The 19077-nt window shown below is 71.5% G+C and carries 17 protein-coding genes; 12 read left to right on the top strand and 5 right to left on the bottom strand.

Annotated features, from left to right (window positions below):
• Nucleotides 1–128: 128 nt before the first annotated feature.
• The gene (locus ACWFRU_RS23640) at nt 129–2411 is read right to left on the bottom strand and encodes a DEAD/DEAH box helicase (RefSeq protein ID WP_453689913.1); all 2283 of its coding nucleotides are present in this window, start codon (nt 2409–2411) and stop codon (nt 129–131) included.
• Nucleotides 2412–2875: 464 nt separating this feature from the next.
• Here ACWFRU_RS23640 and ACWFRU_RS23635 point away from each other — a divergent pair, with 464 nt between their 5' ends.
• On the top strand, nt 2876–3613 hold the full coding sequence (locus ACWFRU_RS23635) for a ferritin-like fold-containing protein (protein WP_363209124.1): 738 nt from the start codon (nt 2876–2878) through the stop codon (nt 3611–3613).
• A gap of 169 nt (nt 3614–3782) precedes the next feature.
• Here ACWFRU_RS23635 and ACWFRU_RS23630 read toward each other — a convergent pair whose 3' ends face one another.
• From ACWFRU_RS23630 to ACWFRU_RS23615, 4 genes are all read right to left on the bottom strand, one after another.
• Entirely contained in the window at nt 3783–4055 is a 273-nt protein-coding gene (locus ACWFRU_RS23630; RefSeq protein WP_453689911.1) for a hypothetical protein, read from the bottom strand.
• A 230-nt stretch (nt 4056–4285) separates the two neighbouring features.
• Nucleotides 4286–4513, bottom strand: a complete 228-nt coding sequence (locus ACWFRU_RS23625) for a DUF3107 domain-containing protein (RefSeq protein ID WP_055565193.1) — start codon at nt 4511–4513, stop codon at nt 4286–4288.
• Nucleotides 4514–4644: 131 nt separating this feature from the next.
• On the bottom strand, nt 4645–5286 hold the full coding sequence (locus ACWFRU_RS23620; protein WP_249587903.1) for a TetR/AcrR family transcriptional regulator: 642 nt from the start codon (nt 5284–5286) through the stop codon (nt 4645–4647).
• Nucleotides 5287–5430: 144 nt separating this feature from the next.
• A complete protein-coding gene (locus ACWFRU_RS23615) occupies nt 5431–5646 on the bottom strand; it encodes a hypothetical protein (RefSeq protein ID WP_453689909.1) in 216 nt (71 codons plus the stop codon).
• Between the two features lie 189 nt (nt 5647–5835).
• On the opposite strand from ACWFRU_RS23615, the gene ACWFRU_RS23610 reads away from it, so the two are divergent.
• From ACWFRU_RS23610 to ACWFRU_RS23560, 11 genes are all read left to right on the top strand, one after another.
• On the top strand, nt 5836–6825 hold the full coding sequence (locus tag ACWFRU_RS23610; RefSeq protein ID WP_453689907.1) for an alpha/beta hydrolase: 990 nt from the start codon (nt 5836–5838) through the stop codon (nt 6823–6825).
• Nucleotides 6826–6833: 8 nt separating this feature from the next.
• Entirely contained in the window at nt 6834–8318 is a 1485-nt protein-coding gene (locus ACWFRU_RS23605; protein ID WP_453689905.1) for a DUF3152 domain-containing protein, read from the top strand.
• Nucleotides 8319–8396: 78 nt separating this feature from the next.
• Nucleotides 8397–8489: an Ms4533A family Cys-rich leader peptide gene (locus ACWFRU_RS23600; protein ID WP_344520500.1), complete on the top strand. Its 93-nt coding sequence runs from the start codon at nt 8397–8399 to the stop codon at nt 8487–8489.
• A gap of 147 nt (nt 8490–8636) precedes the next feature.
• Nucleotides 8637–10367 carry an ABC transporter substrate-binding protein gene (locus ACWFRU_RS23595; protein WP_453689903.1) on the top strand — a complete coding sequence of 577 codons (1731 nt, stop codon included), beginning with the start codon at nt 8637–8639 and terminating at the stop codon, nt 10365–10367.
• Between the two features lie 20 nt (nt 10368–10387).
• On the top strand, nt 10388–11380 hold the full coding sequence (locus tag ACWFRU_RS23590; RefSeq protein WP_453689901.1) for an ABC transporter permease: 993 nt from the start codon (nt 10388–10390) through the stop codon (nt 11378–11380).
• Nucleotides 11377–12396 carry an ABC transporter permease gene (locus tag ACWFRU_RS23585; protein ID WP_453689899.1) on the top strand — a complete coding sequence of 340 codons (1020 nt, stop codon included), beginning with the start codon at nt 11377–11379 and terminating at the stop codon, nt 12394–12396. Before ACWFRU_RS23590 ends, ACWFRU_RS23585 begins: the two co-directional genes overlap by 4 nt.
• Nucleotides 12393–14021: a dipeptide ABC transporter ATP-binding protein gene (locus ACWFRU_RS23580; RefSeq protein ID WP_453689897.1), complete on the top strand. Its 1629-nt coding sequence runs from the start codon at nt 12393–12395 to the stop codon at nt 14019–14021. The genes ACWFRU_RS23585 and ACWFRU_RS23580 overlap by 4 nt, the downstream gene beginning before the upstream one ends.
• Nucleotides 14022–14222: 201 nt before the next feature.
• Nucleotides 14223–15968 carry a DUF3492 domain-containing protein gene (locus ACWFRU_RS23575; RefSeq protein ID WP_453689895.1) on the top strand — a complete coding sequence of 582 codons (1746 nt, stop codon included), beginning with the start codon at nt 14223–14225 and terminating at the stop codon, nt 15966–15968.
• The gene (locus ACWFRU_RS23570) at nt 15965–17185 is read left to right on the top strand and encodes a hypothetical protein (RefSeq protein WP_453689893.1); all 1221 of its coding nucleotides are present in this window, start codon (nt 15965–15967) and stop codon (nt 17183–17185) included. Before ACWFRU_RS23575 ends, ACWFRU_RS23570 begins: the two co-directional genes overlap by 4 nt.
• 172 nt (nt 17186–17357) lie before the next feature.
• Nucleotides 17358–18311: an NAD-dependent epimerase/dehydratase family protein gene (locus ACWFRU_RS23565; RefSeq protein ID WP_363209136.1), complete on the top strand. Its 954-nt coding sequence runs from the start codon at nt 17358–17360 to the stop codon at nt 18309–18311.
• On the top strand, nt 18299–19048 hold the full coding sequence (locus tag ACWFRU_RS23560; RefSeq protein WP_453689891.1) for a spherulation-specific family 4 protein: 750 nt from the start codon (nt 18299–18301) through the stop codon (nt 19046–19048). The genes ACWFRU_RS23565 and ACWFRU_RS23560 overlap by 13 nt, the downstream gene beginning before the upstream one ends.
• Nucleotides 19049–19077 lie beyond the last annotated feature (29 nt).

The raw sequence follows: 19077 nt of genomic DNA, 5'->3' as shown, positions 1-19077 counted from the left end.
TCACCTGTGCTTGTTCGTCTTGTCCTTGGATTCGGGGGGATTTGGGGACCGGTGGGTGGGGGTAGGCCGAAGGCCCGGTCCCCCAATGGGGGACCGGGCCTTCGGGTGTTGCGGCTTGGGGGAGGGCGTCAGCTCTCCTCGGCCGGTGCTGCCACCGCCTTGCGGGTCCTGCGGCGCGGCTTGGTGACCGTGGCTTCCTCGGCGGCGGCCGGAGCCTCCGCTGCCTTGCGCGTACGGCGACGGGGCTTGGTCTCCTCCGTCGGCTGAGCGGGGATTCCGGCCTCGGTCACCTCTGCCACCGGCGCCTCCGCAGCCTTGCGGGTCCTGCGGCGCGGCTTGGTGGAGGGTGCCTCGGCTTCGGTGGTCTCCGGCGCCTCTGCCTTCGGTGCTTCAGCTGCCTTGCGGGTCCTGCGGCGGGGCTTTTCCGGCTGTGCCTCGGTGGTCTCGGCCGTGTCGAGTGCTGTCTCCGCTGCCTTGCGGGTGCGGCGGCGTGGCTTGGTTTCCTCCGCCGGGGTTTCGGCGGTCTCCGTCACCTCTGCCAGCGGCGTTTCCGCTGCCTTGCGGGTCCTGCGGCGGGCCGGCTTTACCGTCTCGGCCTCGGCCTCGGCGGTCTCGGCCGTGTCGACTGCTGCCTCTGCTGCCTCTGCTGCCTTGCGGGTGCGGCGGCGTGGCTTGGTTTCCTCCGCCGGGGTTTCGGTGGTCTCCGTCACCTCTGCCACCGGAGCTTCGGCTGCCTTGCGGGTCCTGCGGCGGGGCTTTTCCGGCTGTGCCTCGGCCGTGTCTGCCGCGGCCTCCGCTGCCTTGCGGGTGCGGGGCTTTTCTGTCGAGGGCTCGGCGGTCTCGGCCGTGTCGACTGCCGTTTCCGCTGCCTTGCGGGTGCGGCGCGGCTTTGTCGTGAAGGCCTCGGGCTCGGCCGGGGCGACCGTCTCGATCGCTGCCTCCGCAGCCTCCGACCCGCTTCGCGTCCGGCGGCGGCGGCGCGGCGTGCGCGGCTCCGTCGGCTCGGACTCGGGGGCGGCCACCGGCGTCGGTGCGGCGGCCTCGGCGACCGCCACCGCCGGAGCGTCCAGCGGCGTACCCGAACGGGTGCGGCGGCGGCGACGCGGCGTACGCGCCTCACGCGGCTCGCGCTCCTGCTCGGGAGCGCGCCCGCGGTCACGGCCGCCGTCGCGGCCGCTGTCACGCCCGCGGTCGCGGCCTCGCGAGCCGCCCTTGCCGCCCGTCTCGCCGAGGTCCTCGATCTCCTCGGCGCGCAGCCCGGCACGGGTCCGCTCGGCGCGCGGCAGCACACCCTTGGTGCCCGCCGGGATGTTCAGCTCCTCGTACAGGTGAGGAGAGCTGGAGTACGTCTCGACCGGGTCGTTGAAGCCGAGGTTCAGCGCCTTGTTGATCAGCTGCCAGCGCGGGATGTCGTCCCAGTCGACCAGCGTGATCGCGATGCCCTTTGCGCCCGCGCGACCGGTGCGGCCGATGCGGTGCAGGTACGTCTTCTCGTCCTCGGGGGACTGGTAGTTGATGACGTGCGTGACGCCACCGACGTCGATGCCGCGCGCGGCGACGTCCGTGCAGACGAGCACGTCCACCTTGCCGTTGCGGAACGCGCGCAGCGCCTGCTCGCGGGCGCCCTGCCCGAGGTCACCGTGCACGGCGCCCGAGGCGAAGCCGCGCTTCTCGAGCTGCTCGGCGATGTCGGCGGCGGTCCGCTTCGTACGGCAGAAGATCATCGCGAGTCCGCGGCCCTCGGCCTGCAGGATGCGCGAGACCATCTCGGGCTTGTCCATGTTGTGCGCGCGGAAGACGTGCTGCTTCGTGTTCGCGACGGTCTGGCCCTCGTCGTCCGGCGCGGTGGCGCGGATGTGCGTGGGCTGCGACATGTAGCGACGGGCCAGGCCGATGACCGCGCCCGGCATGGTCGCCGAGAACAGCATCGTCTGGCGCTTGGCCGGAAGCATGTTGATGATCCGCTCGACGTCGGGCAGGAAGCCCAGGTCGAGCATCTCGTCGGCCTCGTCGAGGACCAGGCACTTGATGTGCTTGAGGTTGAGCTTCTTCTGGCCCGCGAGGTCGAGCAGACGACCCGGCGTGCCGACGACGATGTCGATGCCCTTCTTGAGGGCCTCGACCTGCGGCTCGTACGCACGGCCGCCGTATATGGCGAGGACGCGGACGTTACGGGCCTTGCCGGCCGTCAGGAGGTCGTTCGTCACCTGCTGGCAGAGCTCACGCGTGGGGACGACGATGAGCGCCTGCGGGGCGTCGGTCAGCTGCTCGGGCTTGGCCCGGCCCGCCTCGACGTCCGCGGGGACGGTGACGCGCTCCAGGAGCGGGAGTCCGAAGCCGAGCGTCTTGCCGGTGCCGGTCTTGGCCTGGCCGATGACGTCGCTGCCCGAGAGCGCGACGGGGAGCGTCATCTCTTGGATGGGGAAAGGGCTGGTGATGCCGACGGCCTCAAGGGCCTCGGCCGTCTCGGAGAGAATTCCGAGATCGCGGAAAGTCGTAGTCAGAGCATTGCCTCTTCTGTGAGACGCGGCCCGAGGCGAACGCTGGGGGGTCGTGACCGTGCCACTACCGCCGGCTGCTTGGGGGGCGGGGCCGGGGGCGCGGGACCACTGCCTGCGCTCGAGCGCTCGTACCGCTGAGGTTCCCTCCTCGTGCCGTCCGCACTGTGCGGGCCGCCTGGAGGGCTGTCGGGTCGGAGCCGATCGGGCCTCCGACCGGGCATCCTCATTCATACGGCCCGTCGAATATTCGGCGGGCGCATTACCACTGTACCCCGGAATCTCGCAGCCGTGTCTGGCGAATTCGTCACGTCACCGTCGTCACAGTCACTGACCAGGCCCTTACACGTTGCTGCGCGCGGGCTATTGTGCGGTTTATGGAGACGCCTGACACCGCCGCTGACACACCTGCCGAACCCACGGGAATCGCTGCCCAGGACTGGACGACCGCTTCCGCCGACCCGAACTACCGCGCCGCGGTCGTGGACCTGCTCGGAGCGCTCGCCTACGGAGAGCTCGCGGCGTTCGAGCGGCTCGCGGAGGACGCGAAGCTGGCGCCGACGCTCGGCGACAAGGCGGAGCTGGCGAAGATGGCGTCGGCGGAATTCCACCACTTCGAGCAGTTGCGGGACCGGCTCTCGGCGATCGGCGCGGACGCGACCGAGGCGATGGAGCCGTTCGTGGCAGCGCTCGACGGCTTCCACCGCCAGACGGCGCCGTCCGACTGGCTCGAGGGCCTGGTCAAGGCGTACGTGGGTGACTCGATCGCCAGTGACTTCTACCGCGAGGTCGCGGCGCGGCTCGACGGTGACACCCGCCGGCTCGTCCTCGGCGTGCTCGATGACACGGGGCACGCGAGCTTCGCCGTGGAGAAGGTGCGTGCCGCGATCGACGCGGATCCGCGGGTGGGGGGACGGCTGGCGCTGTGGGCGCGGCGGCTGATGGGCGAGGCCCTTTCGCAGTCGCAGCGGGTCGTTGCCGACCGGGATGCCTTGTCGACCATGCTGGTCGGGGGCGTTGCCGATGGGTTCGACCTTGCCGAGGTCGGCCGGATGTTCTCGCGGATCACTGAGGCGCATACGAAGCGGATGGCTGCGTTGGGGTTGGCGGCGTAGTCGCAGGGGCTCCGGGGGGCGGGGCCTTGGGTGCGGGTGTGTGGGGGTTCCTCGCGCCGTTCCCCGCGCCCCTGACGGGGCTTGTGCGCTGTCGGCGGCTGCGGGTGTGTTGTGGCTTGTCGCGCCGTTCCCCGCGCCCCTGGCGGGGCCCGGTGTGGTCAGCCCCGCCCTACGCCGTCGCTGAGCGACGGCGTAGGTGGCCGCGGTTGGGGCGGAGCAGGAGTGAGAGCAGGGCCGTTGCCACGGCTGCCGCGCCTACCAGGGTGCCCAGGGCGTGGCCTGCGCCCAGGGCCATGTGCGTGACGAACGCGCCGATCACGGCGCCTGCCGCGCCGGTCGACAGGACCAGCTTGCGCGCGGGGAGCCGCGCGGCCAGTCGGTGGGCCGCCGCCCATGCCAGGGCGAAACCGAGCAGTGCGGAGCCGAGTGCTTCCAGAATCACAGGGTGTTCCCTCCCTCGCGGCCAGGTGCAAAACGGTCGTAGCCGGTCTTACCCCTGGCGGCCGGAATGCAATCCTCCAGAGCTTCCTCCACCGTCTTCCCCCGCTGGTCGCGCCAACGCATCGCGACTGATCACCAGGCATCACGACGCATCAGCACGCACGGGAGCGGCCCGGTGGTCCAAGACCACCGGGCCGCTCCCGTGCGTTGCTTTGCGTGCAGCGCCCTGAACTACAGGGCGCTGAAGCCCACCTTGCGTGCGGTCGGCTCGCCGAGCTCGACGTACGCGAGGCGGTCGGCCGGAACCAGGACCTTGCGGCCGTGGTCGTCCACGAGGCTCAGCAGCGGCGACTTGCCGGTCAGCGCCTCGGACACCGCGTGCTCGACTTCCTCGGCACTCTGGCCGCTCTCCAGCACGATCTCGCGGGGCGCGTACTGCACGCCGATCTTGACCTCCACGGCTTTGTCCCTCCGACGGTCAGTGATGTGCGCGGCCTGCCGCGCCGTACTCAGCACACATTAGCCCGGTGAGGCGACCTGCATGCCTGCGCCGCTGCACGCCAGTAGCGAACAGAGATCGGGAACAGAAGTCAGTGGCCTTCCAGGCCGTGCAGCGGGAAGCCCGCGATGCCGCGCCAGGCCAGCGACGTCAGCAGTTCCACCGCCTTGTCGCGCGGGACCGTGCTGCCGCTGGCGAGCCAGTACCTCGCGACCACCTGGGAGTAGCCGCCGAGGCCCACCGCGAGCAGCATCGCCTCGTCACGGGGCAGGCCCGTGTCCTCCGCGATGACCTCGCAGATCGCCTCCGCGCACTGCAGGGTGACCCGGTCCACGCGCTCGCGGACCGCCGCCTCGTTCGTCAGGTCGGACTCGAAGACCAGGCGGAAAGCACCGCCCTCGTCCTCCACGTACGCGAAGTAGGCGTCCATCGTGGCCGCCACCCGCAGCTTGTTGTCCGACGTGGACGCGAGCGCCGTACGCACGGACTGCAGCAGTGATTCGCAGTGCTGGTCGAGCAGGGCGAGATAGAGGTCGAGCTTGCCGGGAAAGTGCTGGTAGAGCACCGGCTTGCTGACTCCGGCCCGCTCGGCGATGTCGTCCATCGCCGCCGCGTGGTACCCCTGCGCGACGAAGACCTCCTGCGCCGCGCCCAGCAACTGATTGCGTCGGGCACGACGCGGCAGGCGTGTGCCCCGCGGGCGTGCTGCCTCTGTCTGCTCGATGGCTGTCACGCCGCCTCCCATGATCGTGAATGTGCGGTGTGCGCCGCGCGGCCATCGTACTTTTCGGTAACCGCGATGTGCGCGGTACGAGCGGAGAATTTCACGGACCGGACGACCGTGAAAGCCGTGCGTAGCAGGGCAAACACGGGCAGCTCAGCGGTAGTCGTCTTCGTCGAGGCTGACGACGCGTGCCTGCTCGGCCAGGTCGGCCTCGTTGGCCGCGTCCGTGTCCACACCCTGCAAGGAGTCGTCCTCGCGCGGTGCGAGGTCGGTCTGCTGCTCCGCGGCGTCGGCCTCGGGCGCTTCTGTGCTGGTGTCGGTCGTTACCTCGGCCTCGAAGGTCTCGGGGTCGGTCGGGTCGACGGTCATCGTGGCTCTCTTCCGTAGAGGACTAGTGGTGCGAGTGCCCTGTCCGCCTTCTCCTATGAGCGTTTTCGCCCTCTTCTATGAGCGTAGGAGACTGCCGAACCGGGCGCTACGCGATCTCCGGGCGAGATCGGCCGGATCTGTGACGGCGAACACATGAACCACCGTGTGATCGTCTCGTAACATTGCCGCATGTCTTCGACCGAGCTGCCGAACGTGATCGCCGCCACCGTCGCCCCCAAGCCGGGCGTCGTGGCGGTCGCGGCGGGCGAGCGGCTCGACTCGGTCACCCTCCCCGGGCTCACGCTCTCGGTGCGTTCCAGGCCGTCGGTCCGCGAGGGGCTGCCCTCCGCGGTGTACGTGCACGGGCTCGGCGGTTCCTCGCAGAACTGGTCGGCCCTGATGCCGCTCCTCGAGGACGTCGTCGACTGCGCGGCCCTCGACCTGCCGGGCTTCGGCGACTCGCCGCCGCCGGACGACGGTGACTATTCGGTCACAGGGCACGCGCGCGCGGTCATCCGCTATCTGGACTCGCGCGAAGACGGGCCCGTACATCTGATCGCGAACTCCCTGGGCGGCGCGGTGACCACCCGCGTCGCCGCCGTGCGCCCCGACCTGGTCCGCACGCTGACGCTGATCTCGCCGGCGCTTCCCGAGCTCCGGGTGCAGCGCACGGCGGTGCCGACCGGGCTCCTCGCGGTGCCCGGCGTCGCGTCCCTGTTCACCAGGCTCACCAAGGACTGGACGGCCGAGCAGCGGGTCAGCGGTGTCATGGGGCTCTGTTACGGCGACCCGAGCCGGGTCTCGCCGGAGGGGTACAGCGCGGCGGTGCGCGAGATGGAGCGCAGGCTCGCCCTGCCGTACATGTGGGACGCGATGGCCCGCTCGGCGCGCGGCATCGTGAACGCGTACACGCTGGGCGGGCAGCACGGCCTGTGGCGGCAGGCGGAGCGGGTGCTCGCGCCTACACTGCTGGTGTACGGCGGCAAGGACCTGCTGGTGTCGTACCGCATGGCCCGCAAGGCCGCCGCCGCGTTCCGTGACTCGCGGCTGCTCACCCTTCCGGACGCGGGACATGTGGCGATGATGGAGTATCCGGATACGGTGGCCACGGCGATCCGCGAACTCCTCGCGGACACGGGCGAGTTGCATGCATCCGGTCAATCGGGCGCGGGGAGCTGAGGCGGCGAGTGGGACGTCATAGCCGCCGGGGTTCAACCGACCTCGCCGACAACACGGGCAACACCGGCAGTACGAGCAACACGAATACCGACGACATACCGCCACCGCAGGGCGCACGCCCGCCGGGCCCCGGCACGGGGCGCCGCCGACGCGCCCCGGGGGACCCCGGCACGCCCGCGCACGGTGTCCCGCAGGCCACCCCGCCCCATGGCTTCCCGCAGGCCACCCCGTCGCACGGCACGCCCCAGGCCACCCCGTCGCACGGCACGCCGCACGTCCGGGGCGGGCACCCCGAGCAGCGTGAGCCAGGTGGGGCGTGGGGAGCCGGGCCCCGGATGGGCGCCGCCTACGGAACGCCGGGAGCACGGACCGCGCCGCCTCGCATGCCGGGGCCGCGTCGCGAGTACGTGGATGCGTTCGGCGACGAGTCGTTCGGCGACGAGTTCGCCGGCGAGGACCTCTTCGGGAGCGGCGCGACCGGTGCCACGCGTGCGCCGACCGGGCCTCCGCCCCCGCGGACACCCCAGCCCCGCGACCCGTACGCCTCCGTCACCGACTGGGACCGCTCGGTCGACGAGGACGAGGAAGAGCGGGGAGAGCTCTGGGCCGACGGAGCCGACGGAGCGGATGGGGCCGACGGTCCCGGCGCCTTCGCGGATGCGGATGACGACGCCCAGGACGGCAAGGGCGGCAAGGGCCGCGCCTTCACCGGGATCGCCGCCGCCGCTGTCACGACCGTTCTCGCGGTCGTGGTGGCCGGGCAAGTGGCCAGCGGGGCAAAGGATTCTGCGCCCGAGGCCGCCCCGCGGGCCGCGAAGGGCCAGGACAGCCGTGCCGCGGGCGAGGACGCGTCCCGCTCGGACGACCGGCCCACGCCTCCGGAGTCCGCCCCGGCGACGTACGAGACGAAGATGGCCAAGAAGTACCCGCTCGACGCCAAGCTCATGGCGTCCGGCGAGTTCGAGGCGATGGCCGGGTTCGAGAAGGCGCCGGGCAAGGGGCAGTTGTTCCGCTACCGCGTGGACGTCGAGAAGGGGATGGGCCTGGACGGCGAGCTGTTCGCGTCGGCCGTGCAGAAGACCCTGAACGACGAACGGAGCTGGGCGCACGGCGGAGGCCGGACCTTCGAGCGGATCTCCTCGGGAAAACCCGACTTCGTCATCACGCTCGCGAGCCCCGGGACGACCGGGAAGTGGTGCGCGAAGTCCGGGCTCAACACGGTGGAACAGAACGTCTCCTGTGACTCCGCCGCCACCGAGCGCGTGATGATCAACGCCTACCGGTGGGCGCAGGGCGCCAAGACCTACGGCGACCGCATCCACCCGTACCGGCAGATGCTGATCAACCACGAGGTCGGCCACCGGCTCGGCTTCAATCACACGGACTGCACGAAGGACGGCGACCTCGCGCCGGTCATGCAGCAGCAGACGAAGTTCCTCGACCACGACGGAATCAAGTGCAAGGCCAACCCCTGGGCGTTTCCCAAGAGTTGAGACAGAAGTGACCGCCATGCGGTCATTTCCGGATGCGCAGCTTTGACATCTGTCGCAAGTTCGTTCATATTTCTCCGCATGTCGCCTCGTCACGCCTCCTCGCGCGCAGCCCTTGAGCTGGCGCTCTTCGGCGTGACCGCGCTCTGCGTGTCCGACATTCACTGTTGCTGACGCCCGCCCCTGGCGCGTGCGTCGCTTTCGCATGACCTTCTGCGGTCCTGACCTTCTTCGGCGACCCCGGGGCGAGCTCTGCTCATTTCCTGTTGATTGCTGCCCCGCGCCCGTGTGCCGTGCAGCGCTCCCGAGAGGTCCTTTCCCATGCGTCAATCGTCCGTCATGGCCCGCCGTGTGGCAGCGGCATCCGTCAGCCTCGTCCTGGCAGCGGGCGCCGCCGCCTGCGCGGGCCCCGAGGACAACGGCGCCGGCGGCAGCGCCGACGGCAAGCCCGCGAAGGGTGGCATGCTCACCGTCCTCAACAGTGACCCGCAGGTCGACTTCGACCCGGCGCGGCTCTACACCTCCGGCGGCGGCAACGTCCCCTCGCTCGTCTTCCGCACCCTGACCACCCGCAACCGCGAGGACGGCGCCAAGGGGTCGGAGGTCGTGCCGGACCTCGCCACGGACCTCGGCAAGTCGAGCAAGAACGCCACGGTGTGGACGTACACCCTGAAGAAGGGGCTCAAGTACGAGGACGGTTCGCCGATCACCTCCGCCGACATCAAGTACGGCATCGAGCGTTCCTTCGCCGGTGAACTCTCGGGCGGGGCGCCCTACTTGAGGGACTGGCTGATCGGCGGCGACAAGTACGCCGGGCCCTACAAGGACAAGGGCGGGCTCGACTCCATAGAGACCCCGGACGAGCGGACGATCGTCTTCCGGCTCAACAAGCCCGAGGGCGAGTTCCCCTATCTGGCCACGCAGACGCAGTTCACGCCCGTCCCCAAGAGCAAGGACAAGGGCACGAAGTACGAGGAGCACCCGGTCTCCTCGGGCCCGTACAAGGTCGTCAAGAACGAGAACGACGGTGAGCGGCTCACTCTGGAGCGCAACCCGCACTGGTCGGCGAAGACCGACTCCGAGCGCAAGGCCTACCCCGACACGATCGACGTGCGGTCCGGTCTCAACTCCTCCGTCATCAACCAGCGGCTCTCGGCGGGCCAGGGCGCGGACGCCGCCGCCGTGACCACCGACACGAACCTCGGCCCCGCCGAACTCGCCAAGGTCACCGGCGACAAGGAACTCGCGTCGCGCGTCGGCACCGGGCACTTCGGATACACCAACTACCTGGCCTTCAACCCGAAGGTGAAGCCCTTCGACGACCCGAAGGTGCGCCAGGCCATCTCGTACGCCGTCGACCGGTCGTCCGTGGTCAACGCAGCCGGCGGTTCGTCCCTCGCCGAGCCCGCGACGACGTACCTGCCGAACCAGAAATCCTTCGGATACACGAAATACGACCACTTCCCGGCGGGCGCGAACGGCAACCCGAAGAAGGCCAGGGAGCTCCTGAAGGAGGCCGGCCACAAGGACGGGCTCACCATCACGCTGACCCACTCCAACGCCAAGGACTTCGAGACGAGCCCGGAGATCGCCTCCGCGATCCAGGACGCCCTGAAGAAGGCCGGGATCACCGTCAAGCTCCAGGGCCTGGAGGACAACGACTACTCGGACAAGATCCACAGCGCCGAGGACGAGCCGGGCCTCTTCCTCGCCCACTGGGGTGCCGACTGGCCCTCCGGCGGCCCCTTCCTCGCCCCGATCTTCGACGGGCGACAGATCGTGAAGGACGGCGCCAACTTCAACACCGGCTTCCTGGACGACAAGGCCGTCAACGACGAGATCGACGCGATCAACAAGCTCACCGATCTGGACGCCGCCGCGAAGCGCTGGGGCGCCCTCGACAAGAAGATCGGCGAGCGGGCCCTGACCGTGCCGCTCTTCCACCCCGTCTACAAGCGGCTGTACGGCAAGGACGTCAAGAACATCGTGATCAGCGACTGGACGGGCGTCCTCGACGTCTCCCAGGTCGCGGTCAAGGTCTCGGGCAAGTAAGGGCTACCGGTCACATCACCATGAGCGAGGCCCTGTTGGCCTCGGGAGCGGGGACGGGCGTCACGGCGCCCGCCCCGGCTTCCGGAGCCCGTCAGTTCTGGCGGCGGCTGCGTGCGCAGCGTGCCGCCCTCGTCGCGGCGGCCGTCGTCGCGCTGCTCGTCCTGGTCGCGCTCGCCGCGCCGCTGCTCGCCGCCGCCGAGGGCCAGGACCCCAGTACGTACCACCCCGACCTCATCGACTCCGGCCGCGGCGGCGTGCCGATCGGGCCGTTCGGCGGGATCAGCGCCGACCACTGGCTCGGCGTCGAACCGCAGACCGGGCGCGACCTGTTCGCCCGTCTCGTGTACGGCGCGCGGGTCTCCCTTGGCGTCGCGCTCGCCGCGACCGTCGTGCAGGTGCTGATCGGTGTCGCCGTCGGCATCGCGGCAGGGCTCGGCAACCGCCTGGTGGACCAGGTGCTCAGCCGCGCCACCGACGTCATCGTCGCCATGCCGCTGATGGTGCTCTCCCTCGCCCTGATGGCGATCGTGCCCAGCGGTTTCCCGCGCCCCGTGCTGGTCGCCCTGGTCATCGGGCTCGTCGCCTGGGGCAGCACGGCCAAGATCGTGCGCGCGCAGACCATCACCCTCAAGGAGCTCGACCACGTGGCCGCCGCCCGGCTCAGCGGCTGGAGCACCTGGCGCATCGCGCGCCGCGAACTCCTGCCGGGGCTCGCCGCCCCCGTCATCACCTACGCGGCGCTGCTCGTCCCGATGAACATCACGGTGGAGGCCGCGCTCTCCTTCCTCGGCGTCGGCGTCAAACCGCCGACCGCGTCCTGGGGGCAGATGCTCACCTCGGCCGACATCTGGTACCAGGCCGCGCCGCAGTACCTACTGCTGCCGGCGGGGGCCCTGTTCGTGACGGTGCTCGCGCTGACCGTCCTCGGGGACGGCATCCGGACCGCGCTCGATCCACGGGCCGCCTCGCGGCTGCGGATCGGCACCGGGCAGAAGCGGGAGGGCACGGCATGAGCGGCTCCCCGCACGGCGTGAGCGGCTTCCTGGGCTTCTTCCTCAGGCGCTCGGTGGGCGCCCTCGTCACGCTGCTCGCCATCTCCGTGATCATCTACGCGGTCTTCTACATCGCTCCCGGCGACGTCGCCCAGATCACCTGCGGGCCGCGCTGCTCTCCGGCTCAAGTGGCGCAGGTGTCCGAGCAGTTGCGGCTCGACGATCCGGTGTACATCCGCTACTGGGACTTCCTCCAGGGCATCTTCACCGGCCAGGACTACTCGACGGGCACCGGCGTGGAGCACTGCGACGCGCCCTGCCTCGGGCTCTCCTACCAGAGCGATCAGCAGGTCACCGCGCTGATCCTGGCGAAGCTGCCGGTCACCGGGTCGCTCGCGCTCGGCGCCATGGTGATGTGGCTGATCCTCGGCGTCGGCACCGGCGTCCTGTCCGCCTGGCGGCGCGGGCGCGTCACCGAGCGCGTCCTGACCGCCGTCACGCTCGCGGGCACGGCCACGCCCGTCTTCGTCATCGGCCTGCTGCTCATGATCGTGGTCTGCGGGCAGCTGAACTGGCTGCCCTTCCCGCAGTACGTACCGTTCACCGACGACCCCCAGCAGTGGGCGTGGAACCTGCTCCTTCCCTGGCTGTCGCTCGCCCTGATCGAGGCCGCCAAGTACGCGCGCCTCACCCGCGCCTCGATGCTGGAGACCCTCGCAGACGACCACGTGCGGACGTTTCGCGCGTACGGCGTCGGGGAGCGCTCGATCATCGGCAAGCACGCCCTGCGGGGTGCGTACGCGCCGGTCATCGCACTCAGCGCCAACGACTTCGGGTCGATGTTCGGCGGCGCCGTGCTCAGCGAGACCCTCTTCGGGCTGCCCGGCATGGGGCGCGAACTCGTGCACGCCGTCAAGGTCGTCGATCTGCCGGTCGTGGTCGGCATGGTCCTGGTGACCGGCTTCTTCGTGGTGCTCGCCAACGCCGTCGCGGACGTGCTCTATGCGGTGGCCGACCGAAGGGTGATCCTGTCATGAGCCTGGTCCCAAACCTCGTCCAAGTGGACGGCCTGGTGGTCGACTTCGGGGAGACCCGAGCCGTCGACCGGCTCTCCTTCACCCTGGAGAAGGGCGCCGCCCTCGGTCTCGTCGGCGAGTCGGGCTCCGGCAAGAGCACGGTGGCCTCGGCGCTGCTCGGGCTCCACCGGGGCACGGGGGCGAACGTCGGCGGCGCGGTGCGGGTCGGCGGCATCGACGTACAGGAGGCGTCCGGTGCGGAGCTGCGGCGGCTGCGCGGCGGGACGGCGGCCATGGTCTTCCAGGACCCGCTGTCGTCCCTCGACCCCTACTACGCGGTGGGCGACCAGATCGCCGAGGTGTACCGCGTGCACACCGGAGCATCCCGCCGGGCGGCACGCGCGCGTGCCGTCGAGGTACTCGACCGGGTGGGCATCCCGGACGCCGTGCGCAGGGCGCGCTCCAGGCCGCACGAGTTCAGCGGCGGCATGCGGCAGCGCGCGCTCATCGCCATGGCCCTGGCCTGCGAGCCCGAGCTGTTGATCGCCGACGAGCCGACGACCGCCCTGGACGTCACCGTGCAGGCCCAGATCCTCGACCTGCTGCACGTGCTGCGGGCCGAGACCGGCATGGGGCTGCTCCTGGTCACCCATGACGTGGGCGTCGCGGCGGAGAGCGTCGACGACGTCCTGGTCATGCGGTACGGGCGGGCCGTCGAGCGGGGGCCCGTGCGCGAGGTCCTCGGGGCGCCCGCGGACGCGTACACGAAAGAGCTGCTCGGGGCGGTGCCCCGGGTGGACTCGCCGCGGCAGACGTCCACGGCCCGCGCGCAGGGGGACGTCGTCCTCGAAGCGGTGGACCTGCGCAAGGAGTTCGGCCGCGGGAAGCGCGCCTTCGCCGCGGTGGACGGGGTCTCGCTCACGGTCCGCCGGGGCGAGACGCTCGGGGTCGTGGGGGAGAGCGGCAGCGGCAAGACGACCCTCGGCCGGATGCTGGTGGGGCTCCTTGAGCCCTCGGCAGGGGCTGTCCGCCACGGGGGCGCGCGGGAGCCGGGCGAGAAGGCGGCGGGCGGTGACGCGCGGGGCGGTGTGCAGATGGTGTTCCAGGACCCCGTCTCCTCGCTCAATCCCCGCCGCTCCATCGGTGAGTCCATCGCCGACCCGTTGCGCGCGCGGGGCGAGCGCGACGCGGTGGTGCGCGCTCGCGTGAGCGACCTCATGGAGCGCGTCGGGCTCGATCCGGCGTACTACGGGCGCTACCCGCACGAGTTCAGCGGCGGCCAGCGTCAGCGCGTCGGGATCGCGCGGGCCCTCGCCGCCGAGCCGCGGGTCATCGTGTGCGATGAGCCGGTCTCGGCACTCGACGTGACGACGCAGGCACAGGTGACCGCGCTGCTCGCCGAACTGCAGCGGGAGCACGGGCTCGCGCTCGTCTTCATCGCCCATGACCTCGCGGTGGTACGCCAGGTCAGCGACCGGGTCGCGGTGATGCGGCAGGGGCGGATCGTCGAGCACGGCTCCGTCGACGAGGTGTACGGGACGCCCCGACAGGCGTACACCAAACAGCTGTTGGCGGCCGTGCCCGCGCTCGACCCGGAGGCCGCGGCACGGCGCCGTGCCGCCCGCAGGGAGCTGGCCGCAGCTTAACCCTCCGTAGCGAAAGAGCGCTCTCCCGGCTCCATAGCGCGACAGAACGCTACCGGGGCGAGAAAGTTACTGCCGTTCACCCCTTCTGGTGGCGCGATGGACAACCGTCCGTCGCGCCACCGGCATGTCCGCATACGTTCGTCCCGCTGCGAGCCGCCGGTCCAACGGCGGCTCCCCACATGGGAGATCGGGGGTGTACGCGTGCGCATCGGATTGCTTACGGAGGGTGGTTATCCGTATGTGAGCGGTGAGGCCAGGCTCTGGTGCGACCGGCTCGTGCGCGGGCTCGAGCAGCACGAATTCGACATCTACGCACTCAGCCGCAGCGAGCGGCAGGAGGCGCAGGGCTGGATCGAGTTGCCGCCCCAGGTGAACCGGGTGCGGACGGCGCCCCTGTGGACCGTCGACCGGACCGACGACGGAGTGTCCTTCGGGGCCGGGTACGGACGCCGGGCGCGGCGGCGCTTCGCGGAGATCTTCGGCGAACTGGCCGCGGCGGTGTGCGAGTCCGGAACGGGGGCCTCAGACGGCGCCTCCGGCGACTCCGAAGCGTTGGCGGACCGTTTCGGCAGTGCGCTCTACGGCCTCGCCGAACTCGCCGATGATCAAGGCGGGCTCGTAGGTGCGTTGCGTTCCGAGACCGCCGTGCGCGCCCTGGAGGGCGCGTGCCGCGCGCCCGGCGCACTCCGCGCGGCGCGCACCGCTCGCGTACCCGACCTGCTCGCCGTGGCGGGCCTCCTGGAGCGCGCGCTGCGACCGCTCTCCCTCGACTGGTACGGGGCCGACGGCCTCGGCGCGGTCGACCTGTGCCACGCCACGTCCGGCGGCCCGGCGGCGCTCCCCGGCCTCCTCGCCCAGCACTTCTCCGGAGTGCCCCTCCTCGTCACCGAATACGGCGTGCAACTGCGGGCGCACTACCTCGCGACCGGCGACGAGGCCCTCAGTGCGCCGGCGCGGGCACTGCTCACCTCCTTCCACGGCAAGCTCGCCGCCGAGGTGTACCGAAGGGCCACCGTCATCACCCCCGGCAACACGCACGCCCGCCGCTGGCAGGAGCGGTGCGGGGCCGAGCGGTCGAAGCTGCGCACGGTCTACCCCGGCATGGAGGCGTCCCGCTTCGCGGAGGTGGGCGAGCGGGAGGACCCGGGCGACCCCGACACCCTCCTGTGGGTCGGGCGCATTGAGCCCGCCAAGGACCTGATCTCCCTGCTGCACGCCTTCGCGGAGATCCGCAAGGAGGAGCCCAAGGCGCGGCTGCGGATCGTCGGGGCGCCCGCAGAAGGCCCCGATGCGGCCGCGTACCTCACCCACTGCAAGGCGCTCGCGGCGCAGCTCTTCCCCGACGAGGCGGACGGCGCGCACGCCGTCGGCGACAACCCCGTGTCCTTCGAGGAGATCGGCGCCCCCGAGGTGCCCGAACTCGCCGACGCGTACGCCGCGGGGAGCGTCGTCGTCCTTTCGAGCGTCGTCGAGGGCTTCCCGATCAGCCTGGTCGAGGCGATGTTCTGCGGGCGCGCCACGGTCTCCACGGACGTCGGAGCGGTCGTCGAGGTCATCGGCGGCACCGGACTCGTGGTCCCGCCGCGCAATCCGCGGGCGCTCGCGGAGGCGTGCGTGGCGCTGCTGCGCGACGCCGGGCGGCGCGAGCGGCTCGGTGCGGCGGCGCGTGCGCGGGCGCTCGAACTGTTCACCGTGGAGCAGAACACCGAAGCCTTCCGCGGCATCTACCTGGAGATCGTCTCGCACTGCCCGGTGCGCAGGGAGGCGCTCGACGACGCGGGCGAGCCGGTGCCCTTCGGCAACCCGGCGGAGGCGTACATGCCGGGCCGATGGGCGGTGGCCTCGGGTGGCGGGGACGCGGGCAGCGGCGCGGGAGGCGCTGGTGGCGCGCCCAGCTGGGCCCAAGAGGCGGACGGACCTGAGCGGTTGAAGGAGGCGGGCGTATGAACAAGGAACAGCAGATCGACGCGCCACGGGCTCCGGGGAGCCCCGGCGGGTGGGACGCGCGGTCGGAGGAACTGGTGGCCGACGCCGCCCTGGTGCGGGAGCCCGCGGCCTGGCGGGGCGCGGGGGGTGGTGCCGGGACGGACGCCAGGCCCGCGCGGCGCGGTGGCGTCGACCCCGTCAAGGCACTGATGCACCGGCATCGAGAGTTGTGCGAGCGTGCCGTCGACCCGCTGGAGATCGCCGCGGGCCTCGAGGCGCACGGAGTGACCGACCGGACCGCCGCGCGCTTCAGGCACCGGGACGTGTTCGCGCTCGCCGAGGAGATGTACGCGCGCGTGCCCCGCGACGAGGAGGAGCGCGCCACCTCCCAGCCGGCCCCCGCACGCCGAGCACCCGAAGTGCCCGCTGGATGGGCGCTGTTCGCCCTGCTGCCGGGCGTGGCCTGCGGGCTCGCCGCCGTGGGGATCGAACTGAGCGAGGGGCGCGCGCGGTACGCGGTGGGACTCGGCGGAGCACTCGCCGTGGCCGTCGCGCTCCGGGTGGCCCTTCGGTACGGGCCGCTGCGTTCCGCGCACCATGTCGTGCCGGCCACGCGCGCGTGGACGTGCTTTCTCGTCGCGTACGCCCTCTTCGGCGACGGGCTCACACGGGCCGCCGTATCGGGCGGGCCCGACGGTCCGTGGGCGCCGTCGATCGCCGCCGCCCTGGGGCTTTCGCTTGCCGTGGCCCCCGCCATGTGGTGCGTGCGGCTCTTCGCCGTGGGGGCACGGCGACGGCTCGCGCTCAGCCGCGGGCTCGCCGAATTCACCGCCTCCGTACGGCCGTTGCTGCTGGGCGTCGTCGCGCTGTACCTGTGCGCTCTGGGGGCCCTGCTCGTGGGAGCCGCCGCCGTCCATGGCGTGCCGGCCTCCGCGGGGGCCGCCACGCTCGGCGCGCTGCTGCTCCTCGCCCGGCTGCTCTCCTCGTACGGGTTTACGCGGGCGCCCCTGCTGATGCTGGGTGCCGCGGGCGCGGTGGAGGCGGTCTCGCTCGTCTCCGTGTTCGCGGGGCGCCTGCCCGGATGTGCGTGGCTCGCGGCTCCGGTGGAGGGCGCGGTCCGGGCCGGGGGGCCCGGAATCGTCCCCCTCGTCGCGTGCGGCGCCGCCGCGTGCGTGCTGTTGCTCCACTGCCTGCGCGTGCTCAGCCGGGCCTCCGCGCACGGCGACGGAGCGCCCTGAGGATGCGCACCGCCAGTTCCCCCTGGCCCCATTCGAACTGGCCCCATTCGAAAACTCACTCTCCCGCGGGGCCGACACCGCGGGCCTTACCCCGTGCATTACGGCAACCCCCTGAAGGAGAACGCCAGATGAGGACCCCCAGCATCCGAGAATCCGATCCGGGAGCCGCCCGATGAGGGTGCTGCTGATCGGAGCCAACGGATACCTCGGCCGGTTCGTCGCCGACCGGCTGCTCGCCGACCCGGCGGTGCAGCTCACAGCGCTCGGCCGCGGTGACGACTCGGACGTACGGTTCGACCTCGCGAGCGGCAGCCCCGGCGCGCTCACCCGCTTCCTGGACGCCGTGCACCCGGGCGTCGTGATCAACTGCGCGGGCGCCACCCGTGGCGGTGCCCGCGAGCTGACCCGGCACAACACCGTCGCCGTCGCCACGATCTGCGAGGCCCTGCGCCGCAGCGGATGCGGGGCGCGGCTCGTGCAGCTGGGGTGCGGTGCCGAGTACGGGCCGAGCCAGCCGGGGTCCTCCACCGCCGAGGACGCCGTGCCCAGGCCCGGCGGGCCGTACGGCGTCAGCAAGCTCGCGGCCACCGAGCTGGTCCTCGGGTCCGGTCTCGACGCGGTCGTCCTGCGGGTCTTCTCGCCCGCCGGGCCCGGTACGCCCGCCGGATCACCGCTCGGGCGGCTCGCCGAGGCCATGCGGCGGGCCATGCAGGCCGGTGACGGCGAGCTCAAGCTCGGGGGGCTCGGCGTCCAGCGGGACTTCATCGACGTACGCGACGTGGCGCGCGCCGTGCACGCCGCCTCGCTCTCCGCCGCCCAGGGCATCGTGAACATCGGCGCCGGCCGCGCCGTACGACTGCGTGACGCGGCGGCCGTCCTGGCGCGCGTCGCGGGGTACGGCGGAGCCCTGCACGAGCTCGACCAAGGGGCCCTGCGGCAATCCATCGGGCACCCGCGCTCCGAATCCGACCACGGGAGCCCGGCCGCCTACCCCTATCCCGACGGGTGCGGAAGCTGGCAGCAGGCCGATGTGCGCACCGCGCGCGACCGGCTCGGCTGGCGCCCCCGCATCAACCTCGAGGAATCACTCGCCGACATCTGGATGGAGGCGGCATGCCGCATCTGACAAGGACCGGCACAGACACCGCGCAAACCGACGTACGGCTCGGATTCGGCATCCCCGGGTTCGCGCACCCCCTCGTCGCGCCCACCGAATGGTCCGAACTCACCCGCCCTGGTGCCCCTTTGCACTGGGTCGTCCTGAATGTGAGTAGGGGCCCGGGGGACCGGCCCGACCCGCACTGCCTGGAGGCGGCCGGGCGGCTGCGGAACGCGGGCGTACGTGTTCTCGGTCACCTCGACGTGACGTACGGGGCGCGCGGCTTCGGGGAGCTCATCTCCGAGGCGCACCGCTACCTCGACTGGTATCAGGTCGACGGCTTCTCCCTGGACCGCTGTCCCACGGAGCGGGCAGCGCTCCCGGAGGTGCGCAGGACGGTCACGACGCTGCGCGCGCTCTGCGACGACGCGCACATCGTCCTGGGGCACGGCACCCACCCGTATCCCGGATACGCCGAATCGGCCGACCAGTTGGTGACGTTCTCCGGCCCCTGGAGCGATTACCGCTGGTCACAGGTGGCCGAGTGGACCGCGGACTATCCGCCCGAGCGCTTCTGTCACTTCGTGCACGGAATGCCCCGCGGTCATCTCGACGAGGCGCTGCGCATCGCGCGCTGGCAGGGCGCGTCGACGATCTACTTCACCGACCGGGTGGACGGCGGGGGAGGGGACGAGCCCTGGGAGTCGATGCCCGGGTACTGGGACGAAATCGTCTCGCGCATCGGAACGGGTGTCTCGGAATGAAGTAGGGCGTGGCAGTGTTACGGACAGAA

It is taken from the genome of Streptomyces sp. NPDC055099, from assembly GCF_053607685.1.
This window is presented reverse-complemented; position numbering and strand designations above follow the sequence as displayed.